Origin of the sequence: Jiangella asiatica (genome assembly GCF_004349065.1) — a bacterium.
Taxonomy (GTDB): domain Bacteria; phylum Actinomycetota; class Actinomycetes; order Jiangellales; family Jiangellaceae; genus Jiangella; species Jiangella asiatica.
Genome location: NZ_SMKZ01000017.1, coordinates 51,859 through 71,395, shown reverse-complemented (window position 1 = coordinate 71,395; position 19,537 = coordinate 51,859). Strand labels below are relative to the sequence as shown.

12 protein-coding genes and 2 tRNA genes are annotated in these 19,537 nt (G+C 70.7%); 6 read left to right on the top strand and 8 right to left on the bottom strand.

Annotated features, from left to right (window positions below):
- Positions 1-59: 59 nt before the first annotated feature.
- From E1269_RS13690 to E1269_RS13665, 6 genes are all read left to right on the top strand, one after another.
- Positions 60-1,031, top strand: a complete 972-nt coding sequence (locus E1269_RS13690; RefSeq protein WP_162606403.1) for a Gfo/Idh/MocA family protein — start codon at positions 60-62, stop codon at positions 1,029-1,031.
- On the top strand, positions 1,028-2,086 hold the full coding sequence (locus E1269_RS13685) for a LacI family DNA-binding transcriptional regulator (protein ID WP_203433512.1): 1,059 nt from the start codon (positions 1,028-1,030) through the stop codon (positions 2,084-2,086). The genes E1269_RS13690 and E1269_RS13685 overlap by 4 nt, the downstream gene beginning before the upstream one ends.
- Positions 2,083-3,054 (top strand): aldo/keto reductase, encoded by a 972-nt coding sequence (locus tag E1269_RS13680; RefSeq protein WP_131895349.1) that lies wholly within the window; start codon positions 2,083-2,085, stop codon positions 3,052-3,054. Before E1269_RS13685 ends, E1269_RS13680 begins: the two co-directional genes overlap by 4 nt.
- A 5-nt stretch (positions 3,055-3,059) precedes the next feature.
- Complete coding sequence (locus E1269_RS13675; protein WP_131895347.1) at positions 3,060-4,703, top strand: GMC family oxidoreductase; 1,644 nt, start codon at positions 3,060-3,062, stop codon at positions 4,701-4,703.
- A gap of 24 nt (positions 4,704-4,727) precedes the next feature.
- Positions 4,728-5,441 carry a gluconate 2-dehydrogenase subunit 3 family protein gene (locus E1269_RS13670; protein ID WP_131895345.1) on the top strand — a complete coding sequence of 238 codons (714 nt, stop codon included), beginning with the start codon at positions 4,728-4,730 and terminating at the stop codon, positions 5,439-5,441.
- A gap of 129 nt (positions 5,442-5,570) precedes the next feature.
- The gene (locus E1269_RS13665) at positions 5,571-6,569 is read left to right on the top strand and encodes a LacI family DNA-binding transcriptional regulator (RefSeq protein WP_131895343.1); all 999 of its coding nucleotides are present in this window, start codon (positions 5,571-5,573) and stop codon (positions 6,567-6,569) included.
- Positions 6,570-6,940: 371 nt separating this feature from the next.
- Here the strand turns inward: E1269_RS13665 and E1269_RS13660 are convergent.
- The 8 genes from E1269_RS13660 to E1269_RS13625 form a co-directional block, all read right to left on the bottom strand.
- Positions 6,941-7,013 (bottom strand) — tRNA-Glu (locus tag E1269_RS13660).
- Between the two features lie 90 nt (positions 7,014-7,103).
- Positions 7,104-7,175: transfer RNA gene (locus tag E1269_RS13655), tRNA-Gln, on the bottom strand.
- A 156-nt stretch (positions 7,176-7,331) separates the two neighbouring features.
- The gene (locus tag E1269_RS13650; protein WP_131895341.1) at positions 7,332-10,538 is read right to left on the bottom strand and encodes a DUF2961 domain-containing protein; all 3,207 of its coding nucleotides are present in this window, start codon (positions 10,536-10,538) and stop codon (positions 7,332-7,334) included.
- Between the two features lie 7 nt (positions 10,539-10,545).
- Complete coding sequence (locus E1269_RS13645; RefSeq protein ID WP_131895339.1) at positions 10,546-11,565, bottom strand: substrate-binding domain-containing protein; 1,020 nt, start codon at positions 11,563-11,565, stop codon at positions 10,546-10,548.
- A gap of 20 nt (positions 11,566-11,585) precedes the next feature.
- A complete protein-coding gene (locus E1269_RS13640) occupies positions 11,586-12,626 on the bottom strand; it encodes an ABC transporter permease (protein ID WP_131895337.1) in 1,041 nt (346 codons plus the stop codon).
- Entirely contained in the window at positions 12,623-14,173 is a 1,551-nt protein-coding gene (locus tag E1269_RS13635; protein WP_131895335.1) for a sugar ABC transporter ATP-binding protein, read from the bottom strand. The genes E1269_RS13640 and E1269_RS13635 overlap by 4 nt, the downstream gene beginning before the upstream one ends.
- Before the next feature lie 89 nt (positions 14,174-14,262).
- Complete coding sequence (locus E1269_RS13630) at positions 14,263-15,453, bottom strand: GTP-binding protein (RefSeq protein ID WP_131895333.1); 1,191 nt, start codon at positions 15,451-15,453, stop codon at positions 14,263-14,265.
- On the bottom strand, positions 15,450-19,202 hold the full coding sequence (locus tag E1269_RS13625) for a GH116 family glycosyl hydrolase (protein ID WP_131895331.1): 3,753 nt from the start codon (positions 19,200-19,202) through the stop codon (positions 15,450-15,452). The genes E1269_RS13630 and E1269_RS13625 overlap by 4 nt, the downstream gene beginning before the upstream one ends.
- Between the last annotated feature and the right edge of the window lie 335 nt (positions 19,203-19,537).

Genomic DNA, 19,537 nt, shown 5'->3' with positions numbered 1-19,537 from the left:
CGGCCATGGCTCTCATGTCCGGGCGCGTTCCGATCCGATCGAATCGAGGTGACTCCGCGATGATGGCCACCCGCGAACACCGCCCGCTGCGCACGGCCGTCCTCGGGCTCGGCCGCTGGGGCCGGACGTGGCTTCCGGTGCTCGACCGGGAGCCGGGCGTCGAGGTCGTCCTGACGGCCGGCGGCATCCCTGACGGGCGCCCGTTGGCGCACTTGGGCGACTACCGCCAGGCGCTCGACCAACCGGACCTCGACGCGGTAGTCGTGACGTTACCTGTGCGGCTGCACCTCGACGCCGTCGTCACCGCGGCCGAGCGAGGCCTTCACGTTCTGGTCGAGAAACCGGCCGTGGCCGACCGGGCCGAGCTGGATGTGCTGTGCTCCACCGCAGCCACAGCGCCGAGCGTCGTCATGGTGTGTCAGAACTACCGAGAGCGAGCATGGGTGGCCGTGGTACGCCATCACCTCGCCACGCTTGGCCGGTTGAGCCAGGTCTCGATCGAGGTGGCTCGGGGCGAGTTCCTCGACGGCGGGCGGGCCCGTCTGCCTCATCCGCTGCTCGACGACCTCGCGATCCACCACCTCGACCTTCTCAGGCACCTCACCGCTCAAGATGCGTCGGTGCTCGCCGCGACCAGTGGGCGTCCGCCCTGGACGACGTACGACGGGCAACCCGACGTCGCTGCGCTGCTGCGTCTCGACGACGGAGCCATCGTCACCTACCGCGGCACCTGGGCGGCCCGCGGCGGCGAGACGCCGTACGACGGAGACTGGACGCTGCGAGGCGAGAACGGCGTCATCGAGCTGCGCGACCTCGTCGTGCGGCGCGACGGCGCCGTCGTCGCCGACACCGCCCCGAGGCCGCTGGATCCGCCGGACAATGACCTCGCGGCCGTGCTGCACACGTTCGTCGCCGCCACCCGCGGTGGCCCGGTGCCGACGTCGGCCGCGGACCATGCGCGCAGCCTGGGCCTCGTCCTGTCGATGCGCGAAGCCGCGGCTGTCGGCGCAGCTGTCGAGGTCGAGACATGAACGACCCCCGGTCGAAGGCACGGCCCACCACGCCGCGGGCGGCGCGCATGATCGACGTCGCACGGCTGGCGGGCGTCTCGCCGCAGACCGTCTCACGTGTGGTGAACGACCACCCCAACGTGACGCCGCACGTGCGCGAACGCGTCCAGTGGGCGATCTCCCAGTTGCGCTACCGGCGCAACCCCGCCGCACGCTCACTCGTCACCAGCCGGACCATGAGCATCGGCGTGGTCAGCTGGGGACTGGCCCAGCACGGGCCGTCGGTCGCCTTGACCGGCATCGCCGAGGCCGCTCGGCGGGAGGGGTACACCACGAACCTCGTCGGTCTCGCCGACACGGACAAGGCGGCGATGCGCGCGGCGATCGGGCACCTCGTAGACGACCATGTCGACGGGATCGTCCTGCTGGCTCCGGTAGAGGCGGCTCTCCACGCGCTCGACGGCGTGCGCACCGTCGTCCCGCTCGTCGTATTCGAGCCCGGCGGCGTACCCCGGCCGGACAGCTTCGCCGTCGATGAGGTCGCCGGGGCGCGGATCGCCACGCAGCATCTCCTCACCCGCGGGCACACGAAGGTCCTGCACCTGTGCGGCCCCCCAGGTTGGCTCGCGACAGAGGCTCGCATCCGCGGGTGGCGTGAGGCGTTGACCTCCGCCGGTCTGCATGCCCCGATTCCCGTCCCGACGTCCTGGGACGCGGCCTCCGGTTACCGCGCCGCCGAGATCGTCACCGGTCAGCCGGACATCACGGCTGTCTTCGTCGCCAACGACCAAACCGCCCTGGGCCTCATGGCCGGCCTCACCGAACGAGGTGTGCGGATCCCGGACGACATCGCAGTCGTCGGCTTCGACGACTTTCCCGAGGCCGCCTACTTCAGCCCTTCGCTCACGACGGTGCGCGTCGACTTCGCGGCGCTAGGACGGCTCGCAGTCGACAAGATCCTCGCTCTCCTCCGGAGGGAGACATCAGAAGCCGGCAGTCCGGTCGTCCCCGAGCTCGTGGTACGCGCGAGCTCGGGCGGCCCGGACCGCCACCAGCGACAGGAAGGCACGGTATGAGCACGACCGAGCATCGACACCTGGGCAGTACGGGGCTGTCAGTCCCGCCGGTGTGCGTCGGGACCAGCGCCCTCGGCAGCTTCCCGGCACAGTACGGTTACGACGTCGACGAGAGAACCGCGATCGACACCATTCTGGCCGCGCTCGACAGCGAGTTCACGTTCATCGACACCTCCAACGAGTACGGCGGCGGTGACAGCGAACGGCGCATCGGCCGCGCGATCGCAGAGCGAGGCGGTTTGCCGTCCGGAGCTCTGGTGGCAACCAAGGTCGACCCACTTCCGCGGACGACCGACTTTTCAGGCGCGCGGGTGCGGCGATCCGTCGACGAGAGCATCGAGCGACTCGGCCTGGACACCCTCCCTCTGGTCTACCTCCACGACCCGGAAAAGATCTCCTTCGACGAGGCCACCGGCCCGGGCGGTGCGGTCGAGGCCATGCTGGACCTACGCGCACAGGGCGTCATCGAACATCTCGGTGTCGCGGGCGGACCCATCGAGCTGGAGCTGGCTTACCTGCGGACCGGCTTCTTCGACGTCGTCCTCAGCCACAACCGGTGGACGCTGGTGGACTCGTCCGCAGACGAGCTCATCGACGAGTGCGCGGCTCGCGGCGTCGGGTTCGTCAACGCTGCCCCCTTCGGCGGAGGCATGCTGGCCCGCGGGCCGGCTGCGGTGCCGACCTACTGCTACGCCCCTGCCGCGCCCGACGTGCTGGGGAGGGTGGAGGCCATAGAGTCGCTCTGCCGTGATCACGACGTGCCCCTTGCCGCGGCCGCGCTCCAGTTCTCGACGCGGGACGCACGGGTAGCCTCCACGATTGTCGGCATGTCCCGCCCCGATCGTCCCGAGCAGACTCGGCAGCTGCTCGGCGTCTCCGTCCCCGACGAGCTGTGGGCTGCCCTGGATCCCCTCATCAAACCTGGCCGCGCAGGCATCCAGACTGGTTCGTCGTCTCGAGAGGTGTGATCGCGATGCCCGAGAAAAACCCCGACCCGGTCGACGTCGTCATCGTCGGCGCCGGGGCCGGCGGTGCGACCGCAGCCAAGGTTCTCACCGAGGCCGGCCTTCGCGTCGTCGGGCTCGAGCGTGGCCCGTGGCTCAAGCCCGAGCACGCCTCGGGCGACGAGCTGAAGATCCTCAACCGCAATTACCTCTGGCAGGATCCGAAGATCAAACCCCGGACGTTCCGCCGCAACGATCAGGAGACGGCGGTCGTGACCAACTTCTCGGCGACTCCGCAGGTAGTCGGCGGCGGGACGACCCACTGGGGCGCGATGGTGCCGCGCATGACGGAGAACGACTTCCGGATGCGCTCGCTCATCGGCGATGTTGACGGCGCAAGCCTGGTCGACTGGCCCATCACCTACGACGAGATGGAGCCCTACTACACTCGCGTCGAGTGGGAGTTCGGCACGTCCGGGCTCGCCGGCGCCAATCGCTGGGAGGGTTGGCGCAGCCGCGGCTACCCGACCAGGCCGTCGAACCTCAGCCAAATCGGCCGAGTGTTCGCCACCGCGATGGACGAGCTCGGCCATAGCACGTTCCCGATGCCGCAGGGCATGGTCACCGAACTGTACCGGGGACGCGAACCGTTCAGTGAGAACGGCTTCTGGCAGCAGTACCCCGACCCGGGCTCCGGCAAGAGCTCGACCCTCATCACGTTCGTCCCGGATGCGGTCGCCACGGGCCGGTACGACCCGCGCCCCGACTGCTACGTGCGCGAGATCCTCGTGGGCAAGGACGGCCGTGCCACTGGGGTGCTCTACCAGAACGGCGAAGGCACGGAGATCGTCCAGGAAGCGAAGGCCGTCATCGTGGCCTGTGGTGGAATCGAGACACCTCGCCTGCTGCTGATGTCGACGTCCGCGCTGTTTCCCGACGGCCTCGCCAACTCCTCCGGCATGGTCGGCAAGAACGCCACGTTCCATCAGTACTCGTTCAGTGTCGGCCTCTTCGACCGTCAGCTCCACCACCCGTTGTACGGCTGGTCGGGGCACTACATGAATCTGTGTTCGTTCGACTTCTACGAAACCGACGAGTCGCGCGGCCACGTGCTCGGCTCGCTGATCTTCCCGTCGATGATCGGACATCCGATCAACTGGACCTTCCCCGGCAGGCCGACATGGGGACAGGCGGCGAAGGACGCCGACCGCGACTTCTTCAACCACTCGATGAAGATCGGAGTTCTGCTCCACGACCTCCCGGTGGAAAGCAACCGGGTCGATCTCGATCCTGATGTCGTGGACGCCTGGGGCCTGCCGGTCGCCCGGATCACCCACACGCCTCACCCCAACGACTACGCGCAGGAGCGGTGGCAGGTGGCCAAGAACGGGGAGATCCTGGAGGCCGCGGGAGCCAGCAAGATCATCCCTGTGAACATGGAACGGATCACCGGGAACACGTCGCATGAGCTCGGCACCGCGCGAATGGGCGACGACCCGGCGACCTCGGTTGTCGACCGCTGGTGCCGCGCGCACGACGTACCGAACCTCTACGTCTTCGACGCCAGCTTTTTCCCGACCGCCACCGGCATCAACCCAGCCCTGACGATCATGGCCAACACGTGGCGGTGCGTCGACCACATGCTCACCCACGACCGCCACGACTGGCGCTGACGAGCCTGGCAGGAAGGACACAGAATGGGACAAGCAGACTGGGCCGTCGTGCCGATCAGCGCCGCGACGAACGAGCAGCCGCTGTTCTTCACCTCGCACGAATGGAATACCGTCGATGCCGCCACCGCGCGCATCATCCCGACCGACCGCCACCCTGGGGCCCGGGAGGCACGGGTCGTGCGGTTCATCGACCGCATGCTCGCCGGCATCGACTTCGTCTACGCGTCGGCCGACGGCTCGGGATTTCTGCAGCTGACCGGCAAGGAGCGCGAGTCGTGGGAGGAGCGGATCCGCCGCCGCGGCGAGCTCTACCGCCAGGGTGTGCAAGACCTCGACGAGCTCGCAGACACAGAGGGCGGCGCACCGTTCGCCGAACTCGGCGACGACGAGCAGGATCGCGTGCTCGAACGGCTCTCCGGCGCCGCGAAGCCAGGTCCGTACGAGCTCCACCGGGACGAGGCCGGCGGCGGCGGCGCACCTGCAGGAAACCAGCCCATGAACGAGGACTTTCTCGACTTCTTCCCGCTGCTCGTACTCAACACGCGGCAGGGCTTCTACGCCGACCCGGTCTACGGCGGCAACATCGACCGGATCGGATGGCGGGTGATCGGGTTCGACGGGCCACCCACGCTCAAGAGCACGACCGACGGGTCGTACACGACGGCGCAGTACATGATCCCAGAGGCGGAATGGCCCTACGAGCGACATCCGGCCGTCCTGCGCTACCACCGGCCATGACCGTGTCACCGGCCGGGCGGACCACCGCCCGGCCGGCATCCGACTAGGCTCCTTCGTGGTCCGTGCGCATGGCGCGGGTGCCCGGAACGAGGAGCGACGTTGAAGCGGGAGACGAGCCGGCCGCCGAGGATGGCTGACGTCGCGCGTCTGGCTGGCGTGTCCGTGATCACAGTCTCTCGCGTCATCAACGACTACCCACATGTGACGCCGGCGGTGCGCCAGCGCGTACGCGAGGCGATCGCGCAACTGCGTTACCGGCCGAACACCATGGCACGGGCCTTGGTCACGAACCGGTCGATGCACCTCGGCGTAATCACCTACGCCCTCTCCGTCACCAGTCCGTCACTGGCACTGTTCGGGGTATCTGAGGAGGCACGCGCATTCGGCTACTCGACCAATCTCGTGACGCTCGATGACGTCTCTGCGTCGTCCCTGCAGACCGCACTGCAGCACCTGGCGGACGACGCGGTCGACGGCGCGGTCCTGCTGGCGCCGATGGTCGATGCGCCCCGTGCCCTCCAGGCCACCCAGGCTCCCATGCCGGTCGTCTCCTTCGAACAGGGCACGACCGGCTCGCGCGACGCCGTCACCCTGGACGAGGAGTTCGCCGCGCAACTGACCACTCGCCACCTCCTCGAGCTGGGACACCACACCGTGCACTTCATCCGCGGCCCGGACGGATGGATGGCCACCGAGGCCCGGGAGACCGGCTGGCGGCGCGAGCTGGCGCTCGCCGGTCGCCGGCCTCCCGCACCAGCGCCATGCGCAGACTGGGGTGTCGCATCCGGCTACCAGGCGGCCCGATCGCTCCTCGAGCGCGGCGGCGTCAGCGCCATCCTCGTCTCGAACGACGCGATGTGCCTGGGTGTCTACACCGCATTGCACGAAGCGGGCCTCACGGTACCGGGGGACGTCAGTGTCGTCGGCTTCGACGACGTCCCAGAGGCGGCCTACTACCAGCCACCGCTGACGACTGTCCGACTGGACTTCGCCGCCGCGGGGCAAGCCGCGTTGCGGCGGCTACTCGGCCTGCTCGGCGTCGACGCCGCCGGGAGCGTCGAGGCCCCGACGCCGACACTGGTCGTACGGTCCTCGACCGCGCCGCCGCACCGCCCATCGGCCCAGTGACGGCTTCCTGCCGCACGAGCTGACGGTCGTGACCACACCAGCGGCTCGGCCCCGGCGACCTGCCGATCGTCACCGGCGACCACGGCAACGACCCGGCCATCGGGCATCCCTTCCACACCCGCGTGTGGGTCTCCCGTACTCGCCGGAACGGGCGGCGGGGCGTCGCTCCGCCACGGCCGCGACCTCGCCTCCCTCGCCGACGTCGGCGCGCCCGTCGCCCAGTGGCTCGGCCTCACCGCCGACGCCGCGAAAACTTGGGCGCGTACTAGGCGAGAACGTTCGTAGAGAGCCGCCCACGGCCGGGGACGGCCGGACAAACAGAAACGACCCCTCACCTGCGTTCTAGCAGGTGAGGGGCCGTTTCACGAGGGTAGCCCCGACGGGATTCGAACCCGCGCTACCGCCTTGAGAGGGCGGCGTGCTAGGCCGCTACACAACGGGGCCGTTGCGACCGAGGTCGCGAGGTGAAACTGTACCCGAGCCACAGGCCGTCTCCAAACCGGCTGGAGACGCCGCCACGGACGGTGCCGGGCGCTGGGGTACCAGGACTCGAACCTAGACTAACTGAACCAGAATCAGTCGTGCTGCCAATTACACCATACCCCACCGGATCGGGCGGGAATGCCGCTCGACCGCCCGGTAAGGATAGCGGTCGGGCCGGGTCCGCTCCAAACCGGCAGCCCCCCACCCCCATGATCACCAACGATCAGCGACGCCATGGCGTAGCCAGCCGTTGATGATCATGGGGTGGGGGGCGACACGTCACCCGCTCAGCTCGAGCAACAGCTGGTCGAGGCCCACGAGAAAGCCGGTGGCCGACGCGTTGCGCCCGGTGAGCGTCAGTGCCAGCTCGTGCTGCCCGGCCGACAGTGTCAGCGAGCCCAGCGACACGGGGTCGGCCACGCGGACGCCGTCGTTGTACCCGTCGAACGCCGCTCCGACCAAGCCGCCGTCGACGGACAACCGCACCACGCCGTAGTCGGCCGCCTGGGTCAGTACGGCCGACGCGTCGTAGGTGCCCGCCGTGGGAACGTCGAACGACAGCACAGCGGCATCGTCCGCCGAGTCAGCCCGGAACCACAGCTGCGCTCCCCCGGACCACGAGACACCGCAGCAGTTGCCCTGCGCCTCGATCGGCGCGGTCGCGGAAACGGCCGGCAGCAGGGACTCGCCTTCGACGTTCAGGGTCCGTCCGGTGGTCGCCGACGCCACCTCCGACCACGGGCCGGCGTTCCCGGCGGCGTCGACCGCCCGGACCCGGTAGTGCCACGTCTCGGCCAGCCCGAGTCCGCCGTGCTGGAAACCGGGCGCCGACACGGTGCCCACCAGGGTCGACGACGACGGCGTGAAGTCGGCGGTCCGCGACGCGTGCACCTCGTACGACGCGACGGCGACGTCGTCCGAGGCAGCCGCCCAGGACAGCGACACCGCGTTCACCGACGATCCCGTCGCCACCAGCGACGACACCGCGCCGGGCGGCGTCCGGTCGGCGAACGGCCGCACGTGCGACAGCACCTGGTACGTCGCCGCGGTCCACGCCGGCGCCCCGGGAACCGGGGACAGCGTCACCGTCACCGACGACTTCCCCGCGGTCACCGGCGCCGGCAGCTCGAACTCGTCCTCGAGCCACCGCGACGACGTGTTGCCGAGCGGCTGCCGCCATACCCCGACGTCCACGCCGTCCACGGACACCGCCGCTGCCTGCCCGGGCGAAGCCTGGTCCGACAGCCGCCGCAAGCGGACCCCGTCGTTCTTCTGGTCGATGTCGACGGTGAACGTCACCGGCTCCGTGGAGTCGGCCACGGTCCCCGTCACCGCGACGGTGTCGTCGTCGCCCTCGAAGGTCGAGGTCAGCTCCCGGCCCCCCGAGCCCGCCGGCACGGTGTCCGTCGTCCGCAGCCCCACAGCCCCGGCGTGGCCGTACCAGAACGCCGTCGACCCGTAGACCGCCGGCTCGTTGGCGGTCGGGCCGTGCTCGATGCCGAAGCGCAGCCCCGTCCGGAAGCCGACCGCGTCGGCGATCATCAGGCGGTACGCCGCGTCACACTGGTGCTCGCAGCCGAAGCTGCGGGTCTCCATCTCCGGCGCGCCGTTCATCGGGTTGGAGAACTCGTTGCGGTTGAAGTACCACCCGCCCTCGTAGAAGTCCTCCGAGCCGGTGCCGTTGAGCTGCGGCGTGCGCATGCCGTCGACGTAGACGCGCTCGTCGCCTTCCAGGTAGTTGCGGATGTTGCCTCCGGTGATGCGGCCCTCCATGGTGTGGTTGACGCCGACGAACTTGCCGTGACCGTCGACGTCGAGGAAGACCCAGTCGCGGCCGAACTCGGTGTCACCGCGCCGGCTCGTCGCCTGGAAGTACCCGATCGCCGGCTCTTCGCCGCGCAGTGACCGCGCGACCGACGTGTCCCGGGCCCAGGTGATCGACGACGAACCCGCGGTCACAGGCACCTCCGACTCGTTCACCAGCCACACCTCGGCCGACCGCGCGTACGGCATCGGCCACCACGACCGGTACCAGCCGCCGTCACCGTCCTCCATCGCGTACATGAGCGACCGGACCGACGTCTCCCCGAGCCCGGAGCCGAAGAACTCGCCCACCGGAGCGTCGACCGTCTGCTGGCCGTCGAAGGAGATGCGCAGCCGCAGGTCGCGCAGGAGCGCGTCGGACACCGCGACCTCGTCCTCCTGGCCCGGCGCCGGCGGGTACCGGTAGGTCCGCTCGCCGTCCCAGCGCGGCTCGACGATGACATAGTCGTGCGCGGCCTCGCTCTGCAGCGCCGCCGCCGACGTGCCGACGTCCACCTCGTCCGTCCGCACCGCCTGACCGTCCACCACCGAGTCGACCCAGTAGCGGAACTCGTTGTAGTCGATGCCGGCGGAGACGAAGGCGTTCGTGATCGTGATCTCCGACTTGCCCGCCGTGACCGACGCCGGCAGCTCCACCGTCTGGTCGGCCCACTCGCCGCCGGTGCCGGGCAGCGGCTGCCACTGCGCAACCTCGACGCCGTCGACGGAGACGGTGGCGACCTGGTCGGCGGAGAACGTGTCCAGCCGGCGGGTCAGCAGGACGCCCTGGTTCGCAGGGTCGACGGCGACGGTGAACGTGCTGGTCCCGACGTGGGCGCGGCCGTCGTCGGTGACGCTCGGGCCCTCCTGCGGGCCCACCACCTGCGGCAGCCGCAACGCCAGCTCGGTCAGCAGGCCGCTGCCGCTGAACCGGCCCAGCCGGACGCTCTCCCCCGCCGCCAGCTCGACGTCGCGCTCACTCGTCTGGGCGTTGGAACGCGCCGGCTTCGGATCCTGCGTCCCGTAGGCGGCCAGCATCTCCAGGACATCCGTCGGCACTTCGTCCGGGTCGAACGTCGCGACGCCCTCGGCGGTCGGGAACGTGCGGTAGCTGACGTGGTGGAACAGCGGGTTGTTCGTGGTGGAGACCCGCATCGACTCCCGGTATGTCATCGGCACCTTGATCGTGACGCCGCCGGAGCTCTGGTCGGCGTTGGCGACCAGCGGGAACACGAACGGCGCGCCCAGCTCGCCGTCGACGACGTCCTGGATCGGCGCATCGAGCACGACCGACCCGTCCAGCTCGATCACGATGTTGCCGGTGGCCGAGACGTTGCCACCGTCGCGGGTGAACCAAATGGAGCCGATCTCGCCGGCGCCGGTGTGCTCGGCGATGACGCAGCCGTGCTCGCCCTGGCTCAGGCAGGAGTAGGTGCCGACGAAGCCGTCGTCGTTGCCGCCGGCCCGGTCGTAGCTGGAGAACTGCTCGGTGCCGACCCCGGCGGCCAGCTCCGGCAGCCGGTCCAGCTGCCGGTAGACGTCCCAGCCGACGGGTCCGTTGGGGCTCGCCTGCGACACTCCGACGACGGGGTCGGGCGCGGCGTCCGCGGTGGTCGTGGCGTTCGCGGTCGCGGCGGGGGTGGCGAGTAGTGCGGCGATCAGGGTCAGTCGTGCCAGCTTCATGACACTCCTACTGGGTCGCGTTGCGGGCGTAGATCTCGGCGGCGTTCTCGACGGTGATCAGCTCCGTCTCGAGGATCTGCTCCTTGTCCACCTCGGCACACTGGACGAGGATCTCCTCGGCGGTGGCGATGGCCTCCTTGCCGCCCGTCGGGTAGACGAACGTCGCCGAGAGCCGGCCCTCCTCGACCGCCTTGATGCCGCCGGACGGGATGGGCAGGGCGTCGATGCCGATGAAGCTCATCTCGGACTGCCGGCTGGCGGCCTGGGCGGCGAGGTACGCGCCCTCGGCCATCGGGTCGTTGTGCGCGTAGACGACGTCGATGGCCTGCTGCGCCTGCAGGATCGCCTCGAACTGGCTCTGCCCCTTCTCGCGCAGCCAGTCGCCGACACCCTCGGCGATGATCTCGATGTTCGGGTTGGCCGCGATGCCTGCACGGAACCCGTCGGCCCGCTCCTGCGCGGGCGTGGAGCCGGGCAGGCCCTTCAGCTCGACGACGGAGCCGCCGTCGGGCAGCAGCTCGGTGGCGACGTACTCGCCGGCGGCACGGCCGATCTCGGTGTTGTCCGCGCCGATGAACTGCGTGTACGAGTCGCCCTCGATCTTGCGGTCCAGGACGATGACCGGGATGCCCTCGTTGTAGGCGCGCTCGACGACGGCGGTCAGGGGCGCGGCCTCGTTGGGGCTGATGATGAGCAGGTCGATGCCCTGGGTGAGGAAGTTCTCGACGTCGGCGACCTGCTTGGCGTTGTCCTGGGCGGCGTCGGCGAACACGACCTCGAACTGGTCGACCTCGGCGGCCGCCGCCTCGATGTCGTCGTCCATCTGCTGGCGGTACGGCTCGGCGACGTTGGCCTGGCTCATCCCGATGAGGTATTCGCCGTCGGCGCCGGCGCACTCGGTGCCCTCGTCGGGTTGGGCGGAGCCGCCGGCGGACTCGGGGACGTCGGACTCGGTGCCGCAGGCAGCGACGGCGAACAGGGCGGCGGTGCCGCACAGCGCGGTCAGTGCGCGGATGGTTCTGGACATGACGGTTCCTCTCGTGGGAGTCATTTCTGCTGAGACCTGAAGGCCTGGATGCCGGCCGCGGCGACGATGATCACGCCCTTGATCAGCAGCTGGACGTTGGAGTCGATGTTGTTGAGGGCGAGGATGTTGTTGAGGATGCCGAGCAGCAGGGCGCCGGCGAGCGTGCCCGACACCGTCCCGACGCCGCCCATGAGGCTGGTGCCGCCGATGACGACGGCGGCGATGGCGTCCAGCTCGTAGCCCATGCCGTCGTTCGGGCTGCCCTGGTTGAGCTGGCCGGCGTGGATGATGCCGGCCAGGGCCGCGAGCAGGCCGGAGATCGCGAACACGGTCACCTTGATCCTGGTGACCGGTATGCCGGACAGGCGCGCCGCCCGCTCGTTGCCGCCGATGGCGTAGACGTGCCGGGCGAACACCGTCTTACGGACGACGATCAGTGCGATGACGCCGACGCCGGCGAAGATGAGCGCCGGGATGGGCACCGTTCCGTTGAACGTCCGGGAGTTGAGCAGCGAGAACGCCTGCGGCGCGACGTCGGGGCCGTCGCCGTAGGCCAGCGCGATGCCCTGCCCGCCGGACCAGATCCGGGCCAGGCCGCGGGCCACCTGCAGTCCGGCCAGCGTCACGATGAACGCCTGGATGCCCAGCCGCGCGGACAGGTAGCCCTGGGTGGCGCCGAAGGCCATCCCGATCGCGAGGATGATCAGCACGGTCATGGCCACGCCGAAGTCGTTCACCATGAGCAGGCTGGCGGTCCCGGTGGCGGCGAGCCCGAGGATGGCGCCCACCGACAGGTCGATGCCGGCGATGAGGATCACGAACGTCATCCCGATCGCCAGGATGCCGATCTCGGAGACCGCGCGGACGATGTTGAGCAGGTTCTCCGAGTTCAGGAAGACGATCTCCCCGTTGCGTCGCGGCGAGAAAATGATGGCGGCAAGGAAGACCAGGATCAGCGCGACGTAGCTCTGGAACGTGAAGAACCGCTCCGGGATGACGAACCGCCGTCTCCTGGACTGCTCGACTGGCTTCTCGACGGGGTCGGTGGTGTCGACGGTCATCCGGCCTCCATGCGGCTGGGGTTGCTGTTCTGCTCGATGCTCGCGGCGGCGAGGATCGCCTCCTGCGTGGCGTCGCGGCCGTCGAGCACGGTGACGATGCGGCCGCCGCGCAGCACCGCGATGCGGTCGCAGATGCCGAGCAGTTCCGGCAGCTCCGACGACGCGACGACGACGGCCAGTCCGCTGGTGGCAAGGCCCGCGAGCAGCCGGTAGATCTCGGACTTGGCGCCGATGTCGACGCCGCGGGTGGGGTCGTCCAGGAGCAGCAGCCGCGGCTGGCGCAGCAGATGCCGGGCGAACACCACCTTCTGCTGATTGCCGCCGGACAGCGTCCCGACGGCGGACTCGGCGCTGGCGGTCTTGATGTGCAGGTCGCGGATCGACGACGCGACGGCCTCGCGCTCGCGGGCCGCCCGCCGCCAGCCGGCTCGGGCCAGCGCCGGCAGCGCGGCCAGCACGATGTTCGCGGCGACCGACTCCATCATCACCAGCCCGCTGGCGCGCCGGTCCTCCGGCACGTAGCCGATTCCGGCGGCGATGGCGTCGCGCGGGTCGCTCAACCGGACGGGTTCGCCGTCGAGCTCGACGGTGCCGGACAGCCGGTGCCCGGCCAGCCCGAACAGGGCGTCGAGCAGCTCGGTACGGCCGGCGCCGAGCAGTCCGGCCAGGCCCAGCACCTCGCCCTCGCGCACGTCGAGGTCGACGCCGCGCGGCTCGCTGCGCCCGCCGAGGTCCGACCCGTCGGCGACGGTGAGGTCGCGCACGCGCAGCCGGACGCGCTCGGCCGGCGGCTCCCGGTCGGGGAACAGCTGCTCGATCGGCTGGCCGACCATCATGCGGATGATCTCGGCCGGCGGGGTCTCGGCGACGACGAACGACCCGGCGTTGCGCCCGTCGCGCAGCACGGTGCCGCGGTCGGCGACGACGGCGATCTCGTCCATCCGGTGCGAGATGAAGACGACCCCGACGCCGCGGCGGCGCAGCCCCGGGATGATCGCGAACAGCCGCTCCACCTCGGAGTCCGACAGCGCCGACGTCGGCTCGTCCATGACGAGGATGCGCGCGTCCAGGCTCAGCGCCTTCGCGATCGCGACCATCTGCTGCTCGCCGACCCGCAGCGAGCTGAGCCGCCGCGACGGTGCCAGCTCGACGCCGATGTCGTCGAGGAGCTCCCGCGCGTGCCGTCGCATCGCGGCCCGGTCCAGGGTCCGCAGGCGGGTGCGCGGCTCACGGCCGAGGAACAGGTTCTCGGTGACGGTCGCCTGCGGCACCAGGTCGAGCTCCTGGTGGATCATCGCGACGCCGGCGGCCTGGGCCTCGGCGGGCGAGCCGAGCGCGACCGGTTCGCCGGCGAGCTCGATGCCGCCGCCGTCGGGCCGGACCACCCCGGACAGGATGTTCATGAGCGTCGACTTGCCGGCGCCGTTCTCGCCGAGCAGGGCGTGCACCTCACCGGCGCCGACGGTGAGGTCGACGCCACGCAGCGCGTGCACGCCGCCGAAGTGCTTGACGATGCCGCGCATCGCGAGCAGCGGCGGGGCCGTCATGGTGACCTCCGGAGAGAGTACGCCACGAAGAGCAATCGATTTCTCCTCTCCGGTGATCACCAGGGACCTGCTGCCCCTGGAGTGGGCGGCTAGGCCTTGTCGATCGCCGATGGAAGGCGGTGGGTCGGGGTCGGGAACGACGGTGCGAACGACGCCGGCGGCCCGGCGTCCGAGGTGGAGACCGTGCCGGTGGCGCCGTCCGCGGCGGCGACCGCGGCTGCGACGGCGGCGTCCAGCTCCCGCGGACCGCACGCGATCCGGGCGTTGAGCACGGCCGTCGCGCCATGAGTGGCGGCGTGCGTGGCGGCGTGCGTGGCGGCGTGCGTGCCGGCGTCGAGGTCGGCGATCGGCGGACGGACGGCGTCGACCAGGCTCAGCTTCGTGATCCGCCCGGCCGTCTCGATGGCCACCTTCGCGTGCCCGACGGTCCAGCCCCGCCGGGCCGCCGCCGCACCGAGGTGAGCCAGCGCCGCCTCGCCCCACCGGGCCGGCGGGACCGGCGCCGTGCCGGCCGGTTCCAGCCGCACCGTGTGGTTCAGCCAGGCCAGCTCGGCCTCGGCGGCGGCGTAACGGTCGTAGTCGATCTCCAAGTCCCGCGCTGCCGGGGCCGCGTCTCCGCTCGCTCGATCACCGTCGCCGTCGCCGGCCAGCAGGTCCGCCAGCGCGGCCAGGCCCTCCCCCGTCGTCGCCGAGTACTCCAGGACCCGCGCGTACGGATACCGTCGCCGCAGGTCGTCGCGGGTGCGGTCGACCTCGCCGCCGGGCGCTGCGTCGATCTTGTTCACGGCGACGACGTCCGCGTCGGCCAGCTGGCGGTCGTACAGATAGGCCAGGTCCGACCGCTCGTCGCGCAGCGCCAGCGACCGGCCCAGCTGGGCGTGGCGCAGCGGGTCGACGACGGCCACCAGCGGCGCCACCGCGAACCCGTCGCCGAAGCGCCGGCGCAGCGGCCGGACCACCGTCGCCTGCAGGTCGGTGCAGCTGCCCACCGCCTCGGCGAGGATCGTGTCGGCGCCGTGCTCGATCGCCGCCGTCACCACCGTCTCGAGGTCCTCGAACCGGCAGCAGAAGCAGCCGCCCGTCACCTCCGCGACGTCGCCGCTGCTCACCGCGGCGACCCGGGTGTCCACCAGCTGCTCGCCCTGGTCGTTGGTGATGACCGCGACGCGCCGGCCACGGGTCTCCAGCAGCCGGGCCAGCGCCCCGAGGGTCGTCGTCTTGCCGGCGCCCAGGAACCCGCTGAGCGCCACGAACCGGGCCCGACGCACAGCGCCGCTCATACGACCGTCACCACCAGCGTGTCGGCCGTGGTCAGCTCGGCGTCGGCGGCCAGCGTGACCAGCACCCGCGACCTGGAGACGGCGACATCGGCGACGTCCAGCCGGCGGCGCCGCCGGTCGGTGACCACCTCGACGACCACCTGCCGGTTGCCGGGCCGCTCCGGGACCTGCGTCGCGAACGTCCGCAACCGCAGCCGGCCGTAGCGGACGTCGACCTCGCTGCGCTGCCGCGTCTCGGTGCGCTGCTGGCGGTAGAGACCCCAGCCCTCGGCGACGGTGAACGCGGCCGCGACGTCGTCGAGGTCGCCCAGCCGCGGCGCGAAGCCCAGGTGCCCGCGCGGGCCGTGGTACTCGTAACCGGTGGCGGCCAGGTAGACCGCGTGGCTCATCATGGCCCGCGCATAGTGGTCGGAGCACTCGATCTCGTTGTACGGGTTGCGCTTCTCCGCGGTGTAGCGGTCGTGCACCGCGCGGGTGACCGCCAGCGCCTCGTCGACCATGCCCTCGGCGAACAGTTGCGCGGCGAGCTGGTACTCCTGGCCGGTCCAGACCTCGTTGAAGTAGGCGACGAGGCCGGGGTCGCCGTTGCCGGGCGCGGTGTCGGCGCCGCCGAAGGGCCAGGTGCACATGACGGTGCCGGCCTCGCCCTCGGTGCTGTACGTGCGCCCGCCGACGATGCCGGACTCGTCCTGGTAGGACTGCGCGTCGGGCAGGTAGTTGTTGCGGACCAGGCTTTGTAACGCTGTCAGCGCGTTCCGTTCGGAGAACACGCGGGGCAGTCCGAGCTGGTGGGCATAGGTCTGCCCGAACATCTGGTCGATGTGGCAGCCGCGGTTGGAGTTGGTGGCGTCGGTGTGCTCCGGGTCGACGACGTGCTCGTAGTAGCCGTAGGTGTCGTTCCAGAGCGCGCCGTCCAGGTGGGCGCTGCCGGCGTCGGCGAGTGCCCGGCACCGGGCGGCGAACGCGGTGTCGCCGACGTCGTCGGCCATCTCCGCGGCGGCCCGAAGCGCCGCGACGTAGAGGCCGGTGATCCACGGGATCTCGCCGTACCACGAGGCGTCCAGCGTGTTGTACTGCTCGTCCTCGATCACGCCGTCCGGGCTGCCGCCGTCGCCCGCGCCGTCGTGCCTGATCAGGTGCTCGGTGGCCGCCTTCACTCGCGGCCAGATGCGGCCGAGGAAGGCGCCGTCGGCGGACATCTGGTGTTCGCGGTAGGTGCGCAGGATGTTGCCGCACTGGCCGTCGTGCGCGACCCGGCGGTGCGCCTCGCCGCGGTAGTCGATGGCGCCGGTGTCCTCGTGGAAGGCGATGCCGTAGTCGACCCGCTCGCGCGCGTCGCGTTCCAGCTCGGGGAAGAGCCGGCCGATCGACTGGGCGTAGTTCCACACGTGTGTGCAGGTGCCGTCGCAGCAGTAGATGCCCTCCCACGCGTAGAACCGCCCGTCGTGGAAGCGCAGGCAGGTGCCGGTGGCGACGGTGGACGCCGGGATCAGCGTGCGCTCGAGGAACCACACCGGCAGCGTGGCGTCGTCGTACCAGGTCCTCGCGAACGTGTGTGTGGCCGCGGCCAGCTCGTCGCCGCGCTCGGCCAGATCGGCGACGACGGCGCCCGCGTCGGCGTAGACCTCGCCGTAGTGCCGGCGCAGCGCCGCGGCACCGGCGATGTAGCCGAAGCGCGTACCGACCTTCGTGAAGTGCCAGGCCAGGGCATACCTGACGGTCTGTTTCGCCCCCGGCGCGAGCTCCAGCGGGACGGTGACCGTGCCGGCGAGCGTGCCGCTGCCGCCATCGACCTCCAGCGGTCCGTCGGCGGAGTCGAACCACGCCTCGGGACCGGACCAGTCGGCGATCGACGGCCGCACCGTCGCGTCCGGGCGGCCGAACACCGCCAGGCCGAACGTGCCGCCGTCGGGCAGCTCCTCCAGCGGCCGCTCGTTGATCGGGACGTCGGACAGCCAGATGCGGTCGCAGTTGACGTGCGCCCAGCCGCCGATGCCCTCGTCGTGCAGCTCGATGACGGCGGTGCGGCCCTGGTAGGCGCTGACGTCGATGGCCTTCGCCCGCATCACCTCGGAGTTGTGGCCGGTCAGCCGGGCGACCACCTCGCCGTCGACGACGACCTTCAGGCCCGCGTCCACCCGATTGCCGCCGGCGATGTTCGCCGCCAGGTAGCGGCGCTCGATGGTGAACGGCGCGCTGGTCAGCGTGCCCTCGTGGTCGTCGGCGGGCGGACCGCCGTCGCGCCAGTTGTGCGAGGTGACGAAGCGTTGGCCGTTGACGTTCAGCGGGCCCTCGCGGCGGAAGTACGCCGGCGCCTCTGCTTCGGTGACCGGGCCGGAGCCGAACGCGGTGCCGGTGGCCGTCCACGGCGCGTAGGTGGTGCGCTCCCAGTCCTCGATGACGACGTCCGGGCGCGGCGCCGGCCGGTCGCTGAACACGATGCGATCGACGTTGACGTGGCCCCACCCGCCGGTGACGGTGTCGACGATCTCGATCGTGGCGGTGCTGCCCTGATGCCCGGAGAGGTCCAGCCAGTACGTGCGCAGCCGCTCCTCGTTCGCACCGGTCGCGGAGGCGACCACGGCGCCGTCGACGACGACGTTCAGGCAGGTGGCGCCGGCGTGGTTGCCCCCGCCCACGCGTACCAGGATGCTGGACCGCTCGATGGTGAACTCCGCGCTGGTCAGCCGGCCCTGGTGGGTGTCGGCCTCGAAGACGTCCTCGCCGTCGCGGAAGTGGTGCGACGTGACGAAGCGGTCCCCGCTGACGCCGAGGGACCCGCCGTTCAGCATGTAACCGGGCAGCTCGTCGACGGTGACCGGCCCGGCGCCGAACGCGGTGCCGGTGGCCGTCCACGGCGCGTAGGTGTCGCGCTCCCAGTCCTCGAAGACGATGTCCGGGCGCTCGGGCTGCGGGCCGTCGTAGGTGGCGGCGCTGTGGAGCAGGCCGGCGGCGTCGGCATGGGAGGTGAGCGGACCGGTCTCGAGCAGGATGGGCTGGGTGCGCCGGCTGTCGATACAGACCGGGTTCTCCGCGACGCCGAGGAGCTGCGCGCTCACCGTCCGGTCCGACCGGTTGCGCAGCGTGTATTCGAAGACCGTGGCCGGCAGCGAGGAGTCGGCGACATTCGTCGGCACGAACGGCGAGAACGCGTCGAGGTCCACCTCCAGCGGGCAGTCGTCGTCGCGCAGCTCCACGTGGCCGATCGGGTAACGCCCACGGAACCGCACGTCGCCGAAGCCGTCGCTGTCGATGCTCCGGGTCCGCGTGGTGCCGTCGTCGGCGGTCCAGCGCAGCGCGAAGCCGGTGGTGATGAACGGGTCGAGCTCGATCGGGTCCGCGTAGTGCAGGCCCTGCCAGTCGTCGCCGCCGTACCGGAAACTGTCGGCGTTGAAGACGTCCCACAACCACGTCCGGCCGTCACCTGCGAGGTAGACCTGGCCCGTGCACGCACCGCCCACCGGCATCCCGATGCGACTCAGTGCCTGACCGGTGTACTCCGTCGCCGTGCCGCGGGCGGCGATGCTGTCCAGCCAGCGCCGGTCGAGCGCGGTGGTGGCCGGGACGGCGCGGGTGTTCATCGTGGCGTTGGCGCTGTTCGGCCAGAGTCCCAGGGCGGCGCCGGTGCTGGCCGCGCCCACCGCCGAGAGCGCGATGAACGAGCGCCGGCTCATCTCGCCGGGATCACAGGCCGCGCCGCCGCAACACTCCGCGGCGGAATCGGGGGTGGTGGTCAGGTCGATGCCCATCGCGTCCTCCGCGGGGTGTTCGGACGGCTGAGAAATCGATTGCTGAGACTAGGGGCAATGTGACGAACCTGTCAATGGCCCGTTTCCCCACCGTGACTCCGAATGATCACGTTCAGCACGAGATCTCGTGTCACACCAGGCTCACAAGCATGGTGACGCGCGAGATCCCCTGGTGATGGCCAGCGACCGATCCCGGCGACCGGCCGGAGTCATCCCGCGCATAGCCGCAGCGACGCAGCCCTCACCGCGGGAGCACCACGCGGTAGAGGCACGGTCAGCGCAGCCGCTCCGCCAACTCCATCACGCCACCTCGGTCACATCACGAGGTGTTCTCG